General features: G+C 68.7%; 5 protein-coding genes. 4 read left to right on the forward strand and 1 reads right to left on the reverse strand.

Annotated features, from left to right (window positions below):
* Nucleotides 1-33: 33 nt before the first annotated feature.
* Nucleotides 34-522: a YciE/YciF ferroxidase family protein gene (locus tag J3P31_RS19755; RefSeq protein WP_210530244.1), complete on the forward strand. Its 489-nt coding sequence runs from the start codon at nucleotides 34-36 to the stop codon at nucleotides 520-522.
* 46 nt (nucleotides 523-568) lie between these two features.
* Here the strand turns inward: J3P31_RS19755 and pyrF are convergent, their stop codons facing one another.
* Entirely contained in the window at nucleotides 569-1258 is a 690-nt protein-coding gene (gene pyrF, locus J3P31_RS19760) for an orotidine-5'-phosphate decarboxylase (protein ID WP_210530245.1), read from the reverse strand.
* A gap of 192 nt (nucleotides 1259-1450) precedes the next feature.
* Here pyrF and clpB point away from each other — a divergent pair, with 192 nt between their 5' ends.
* The 3 genes from clpB (at nucleotide 1451) to msrQ (ending at nucleotide 5874) form a co-directional block, all read left to right on the forward strand.
* Nucleotides 1451-4069, forward strand: coding sequence for an ATP-dependent chaperone ClpB (clpB, locus tag J3P31_RS19765; RefSeq protein WP_210530246.1), 2619 nt, complete (start codon nucleotides 1451-1453; stop codon nucleotides 4067-4069).
* Nucleotides 4070-4325: 256 nt separating this feature from the next.
* A complete protein-coding gene (msrP, locus tag J3P31_RS19770; RefSeq protein ID WP_210530247.1) occupies nucleotides 4326-5228 on the forward strand; it encodes a protein-methionine-sulfoxide reductase catalytic subunit MsrP in 903 nt (300 codons plus the stop codon).
* A 1-nt stretch (nucleotide 5229) separates the two neighbouring features.
* Nucleotides 5230-5874: a protein-methionine-sulfoxide reductase heme-binding subunit MsrQ gene (gene msrQ, locus J3P31_RS19775; protein WP_210530248.1), complete on the forward strand. Its 645-nt coding sequence runs from the start codon at nucleotides 5230-5232 to the stop codon at nucleotides 5872-5874.
* Nucleotides 5875-6000: the final 126 nt, after the last annotated feature.

The raw sequence follows: 6000 nt of genomic DNA on the forward strand, positions 1-6000 counted from the left end.
GTCCCGGTCGTTCCCATCCCAATGGAGGATCGAATGAACACGCTACAGGACGCGTTCGAGCACGGGTTGCAGGCCGTCTACTACGCCGAGCAGACCTTGCTGAAGGCCATGCCCCAGATGGCCCAGAAGGCCCAGAGCGAAGAGTTCCGCGCTGCCTTGGAACAGCACGAGGAGGAAACCCGCCGCCAGGTGATGATGCTGGAGCAGGTGTTCCAGACGATGGGCATCGAGGCCCAGGCCGCGCCCTGCAAGTCCGTCGACGGCCTGATCGCGGACGCGCAGGAACTGATGTCCCAGGCCCAGCCGCCGGCTCTCGACGCGGTGACGCTCGCTGCCGCGCAGGCCAACGAGCATTTCGAGATCACCAAGTACGGCACCCTGGTCGCCTGGGCGCGCGAGTTGGGGCGGCAGGACGTGGAGGGCATCCTCCAGCAGATCCTCGATCAGGAAAAGCAGACGGACCAGAAGCTGACCCGGATCGCCGAGAACCTGGTCAACCAGCGCGCCCAGAAGGCCGCCTGAGGCCCCGCGTCCGGGGCCGCTCCGTGTCTGGGGCGGCCCTTCGGGCTCAGGGCAGCTCGGCCAGGATGGCGCGGGCGGCGGCGCGCGGGTCCTTGGCCTGCCAGATGGGGCGGCCCACGACTATGTGGTCGGCCCCGGCGCGAATCGCGGCGGCAGGCGTCTCGATCCGCTTCTGGTCGCCGCTGGCCGCGCCGTCGGGCCGGACGCCGGGGGTGACGATGAGCTTGCCCGCGGCCTCCGGCAAGGCGCGGATCAGCGCCGCTTCGCGCGGGGACGCGATGACGCCGTGGGCGCCTGCCGCCATGGCGCGGGCGGCACGCTCCGTCACCAGGTCGGGCAGGTCGCCCGCGCGGATCATCGCCTCGTCGAGGTCGGCGCGATCGAGCGAGGTCAGGATCGTCACCGCCAGGATCTTGAGGCCGGTGCCCGAGGCCCCCTGCACCGCCGCACGCACCACCTGCGGGTCGCCATGCACCGTCAGGAAATCGAGGTCGAACCGCGACAGCCCCCGCACCGCCGCCTCGACCGTCGCGCCGATATCGAAGAGCTTCATGTCGAGGAAGATGCGCTTCCCATGCTCGTCCTTGAGCTCGCGGGCGAGCGCGAGGCCGCCCCCGGTCAGCATCCCCAGGCCGATCTTGTAGAAGGACACGGCGTCCCCCAGGGCTTCGGTCAGCGACAGGCCCGACACCGCGTCGGGGACATCGAGGGCGACGATCAGGCGGTCATCGGGCATGGCATCCTCCGGCGGTTCCGGCGTCCTTGGTCGCACGCGGCGCCCGAGTCAAGGCGCGGGGATCATGAGCGGATTCTGGCCGCCGCGGGACTTGCGGCGCGCGAGAGCGTGACCCACATCAAGGACGAGGCCCGAGGGGTCGTGCCGCATGGGCGGGCGATCCGGAAACGGGCGCTTTGGAAAGGAGATGCCATGAACTTGGAGAAGTTCACGGAACGGTCGCGCGGGTTCCTGCAAGCCGCCCAGACCATTGCGATGCGCGAGCAGCATCAGCGCGTGCTGCCGGAACACCTGCTGAAAGCCCTGATGGATGACGACCAGGGGCTGTCGTCCAACCTGATCGACCGGGCCGGCGGTTCGTCAGCCCGTGTGCGCGAGGCCGTGGATGCGGCCGTGGCGCGCCAGCCGAAGGTGTCGGGCGACGCAGGCCAGGCCTATGTCGACTCGGCGCTGGTGCGGGTGCTGGACGAGGCCGAGAAGGTTGCGACCAAGGCAGGCGACAGCTTCGTCCCCGTCGAGCGGATGCTGATGGCGCTCGCCATGGTGAAGTCCAAGGCCCAGGAGGCGCTGGAGGCCGGGGCCGTCACCCCGCAGAAGCTGAATGCCGCCATCAACGACGTCCGCAAGGGCCGGACCGCCGACACGGCGAGCGCCGAGGAGGGCTACGATGCCCTTCGGAAGTATGCGCGCGACCTGACCGAGGCGGCGCGGGACGGCAAGATCGACCCGATCATCGGCCGCGACGAGGAGATCCGCCGCTCGATGCAGGTGCTGTCGCGCCGGACCAAGAACAACCCGGTCCTGATCGGCGAGCCGGGCGTCGGCAAGACCGCCATCGCCGAAGGCCTCGCGCTGCGGATCATCAACGGCGACGTGCCGGAAAGCCTCAAGAACAAGAAGCTGCTCGCGCTCGACATGGGCGCGCTGATCGCGGGCGCGAAGTACCGCGGCGAGTTCGAAGAGCGGCTGAAGGCCATCCTCAAGGAGATCGAGGCGGCCGCTGGCGAGGTCATCCTCTTCATCGACGAGATGCATACGCTCGTGGGGGCCGGTAAGGCCGACGGCGCGATGGGCGCGGCGAACCTCATCAAGCCGGCGCTGGCGCGCGGGGAACTTCACTGCATCGGCGCGACCACGCTCGACGAGTATCGCAAGCACGTCGAGAAGGACGCGGCCCTCGCGCGGCGCTTCCAGCCGATCATGGTCGAGGAGCCGACGGTCGAGGACACGATCAGCATCCTGCGCGGCATCAAGGAGAAGTATGAGCTGCACCATGGCGTGCGGATCTCGGACTCCGCGCTGGTCGCGGCGGCGCAGCTGTCGCACCGCTACATCACCGACCGCTTCCTGCCCGACAAGGCCATCGACCTTGTCGATGAGGCGGCGTCGCGGCTGCGGATGGAGATCGATTCCAAACCCGAGGAGCTGGACGCCCTGGACCGGCAGCTCCTGCAGCTGCAGATCGAGGCCGAGGCCCTGAAGAAGGAGGACGACGCCGCCTCGCAGGACCGGCTGGCCCGGCTCGAGAAGGAGATGTCCGAGCTTCAGGAACGCTCGGCCGCGATGACGGCCAAGTGGCAGGCCGAACGGGCCAAGCTTGAATCCGCCCGTACCGTGAAGGAGCGGCTGGAGGAGGCGCGCGCCCAGCTCGACCGTGCCAAGCGCGAGGGCAACCTGGCCGAGGCCGGGCGGCTCGCCTATGGCGAGATCCCGCAGCTCGAGCGCGAGCTGGCCGAGGCTGAAACGCAAGGCGACGGCCTGATGGTCGAAGAGGCGGTGCGGCCCGAGCAGATCGCCGAGGTGGTCGAGCGTTGGACGGGCATTCCCACCAGCCGCATGCTGGAAGGCGAGCGCGAGAAGCTCCTCCGCATGGAGGAGGAGATCGGCAAGCGCGTCGTGGGTCAGGAAGCAGCCGTGCAAGCCGTCAGCCGGGCCGTGCGCCGGGCGCGGGCGGGCCTCAACGACGAGGGGCGTCCGCTGGGCAGCTTCCTGTTCCTGGGTCCGACCGGCGTCGGCAAGACCGAGCTGACCAAGGCGCTGGCCGAGTTCCTGTTCGACGACGACACCGCGATGGTCCGCATCGACATGTCCGAGTTCATGGAAAAGCATTCGGTCGCCCGCCTGATCGGCGCGCCTCCGGGCTATGTGGGCTATGACGAAGGCGGCGTCCTGACCGAGGCCGTGCGGCGGCGGCCCTACCAGGTCGTGCTCTTCGACGAAGTCGAGAAGGCGCACCCGGACGTGTTCAACGTCCTGCTGCAGGTCCTGGACGACGGCGTGCTGACCGATGGGCAGGGCCGGACGGTGGACTTCAAGCAGACGATCATCGTCCTGACCTCGAACCTTGGCGCGCGGGCCCTGTCCGAGCTGCCCGAGGGCGCGGACGCCACCATGGCCAAGCGCGAGGTGATGGAGGCGGTGCGGGCGCACTTCCGGCCCGAGTTCCTGAACCGTCTGGACGAGATGATCATCTTCGATCGCCTCGACCGGTCCGACATGACCGGCATCGTGGAGATCCAGCTCCGGCGGCTGGAGAAGCGGCTGGCGGCGCGGAAGATCACGCTCGACCTCGACCCGAGCGCGAAGCAGTGGCTGGCCGACGAGGGCTACGACCCGGTCTTCGGCGCGCGGCCCCTGAAGCGGGTGATCCAGCGGGCGCTGCAGGATCAGCTGGCCGAGATGATCCTCGCGGGCGAGGTCCGGGACGAGGACACCGTGCCGGTCACGGCCGGGTCCGACGGGCTGATCGTCGGCACCCGTGTCGCGGGCTCCGCGCGCCGCGAGCGGCCCGTGGATGCGGTGGTCCACTGACATCCAGGTCCAAGGGCCTGTCCTGGTCCTGCACCCCGGCCGGCAGCAAAGCCGGCCGGGGTGTCGTCGCGGCGGGACGAGAGAAGGAGGCTGGGATCCGGGCCTGCCCGCCCCGGACCGGCGACCGGGTCTGCTACGCCGTCGGCGGCAGGCCATGCCCTCCTGAAACATCCACGAACGCCATCGTGACGCACGCCCTATGGTGATCCGGCGTAGGTTCCCTACGTCAGAAGCGAACATTGGGAGGAGGCATCCGATGGCCCGCCGCTGGAGCAACGACCTGACCTGGGCGGACGTGACGCCCCGAGACACTTACCTGAACCGCCGGCAGATCATGGCCGGGGCAGGGGCCATGGGCGCGCTCTCACTAGGGGGGGCCGCGGCGGCGCAGGACGCCGCGCTTGAGCCCAACACCCTGGAGGAGATCCGGGGCTACAACAACTTCTACGAGTTCGGTTACGACAAGGAGGATCCGGCCCGGTATGCGGGCGAGATGCGGGTCGATCCCTGGTCCGTGAAGGTCGATGGCCTTGTGGACAGGCCGGGGGACTACGCGTTGGCGGATCTGCTCGCCGGCCTCGAGACCGAGGAGCGTATCTACCGGCATCGCTGCGTCGAGGGCTGGTCCATGGTGATCCCCTGGAACGGCGTGGAACTCGCCGATCTGCTGGCCAAGGTCGGTGTGCAGCCCGCGGCGAAGTTCGTCGCCTTCGAGACGGCCGTTCAGCCCGAGGTGATGCCGGGGGTGCGGGCCGGGGTCCTGGAATTTCCGTACGTCGAAGGGTTGCGCCTCGACGAGGCCACGCATCCGCTCACGCTTCTGGCGACCGGGATCTATGGCGAACCCCTGGCCAATCAGAACGGCGCGCCGATCCGGCTCGTGGTGCCGTGGAAGTACGGGTTCAAGTCCATCAAGTCGATCGTGCGGATCTCGCTGGTCGAAGAGCAGCCGCCGGCGACCTGGAACCTTACCAACCCGAATGAGTACGGGTTCTACTCGAACGTGAACCCGACGGTGGACCATCCCCGCTGGTCCCAGGCGACCGAGCGGAAGATCGGGGGCGGGCTCTTCGCCTCCCGGCAGCCGACGCTGATGTTCAACGGCTACGACGAGGTGGCGTCCCTGTACGAGGGCATGGATCTCGTGGAGAACTTCTGAGGTGGCCGCTTCGGCGACCTGGGCGCAGGGCGTCAACGACGGGCTGCGGCGCGTGCCCCCCTGGACGCTCTACCTCCTGGGGGCGGCGTATATGGCCTGGCTCTTCTGGCGGGGGCTCACGGACTACAGCCTGATCGAGCCGATCGACTGGCTGGAAAGGGCCTATGGCGAAACAGCTCTGAAGCTCCTGGTGGCGACGCTGGCGGTGACCCCGATCCGGCGGTTCGCCGGCGTGAACCTTCTCCGCTTCCGGCGGGCGCTTGGCCTACTCGTGTTCTTCTTCGCGATGGCCCATGTGGCTGTCTGGGCCATCCTGGATGTGAGGGCCCTGGACGCGGTCTGGGCCGACATCGTCAAGCGGCCCTACATCACGATCGGAATGGCGGCGTTCCTGATGCTCCTTCCGCTCGCGGCGACCTCGAACAACGCAAGCCTGAGGCGCCTTGGCGGGGCAGCGTGGCGGCGCCTGCACCGGTTGACCTACCCGGCCGCCGTGCTGGCTGCGGTGCACTACATCTGGCTTGTGCGCGGCTTCGCCTGGGAGCCGATCCTCTATGCGGCCCTGATCGGAGGGGCACTGGCGCTGCGGATGCTGCCAAGCCGGTCGCGGACCCCCGCATCTGCCGCCGCGAGGCGGCTCTCGTAAGGTCGGCCGACCATCCGTCCGGTGATTTTGACGGTCTGGTCAAAAAACTTTGGGGTGGGGAGTGGTTTTACTCTTGCGCGGGGTGGGGGCAATCCGTAGATAGCCCGTCACCGGCGGCGCTGAGGG

The sequence above is a fragment of the Rubellimicrobium arenae genome (assembly GCF_017916275.1).
Lineage (GTDB): Bacteria > Pseudomonadota > Alphaproteobacteria > Rhodobacterales > Rhodobacteraceae > Rubellimicrobium > Rubellimicrobium arenae.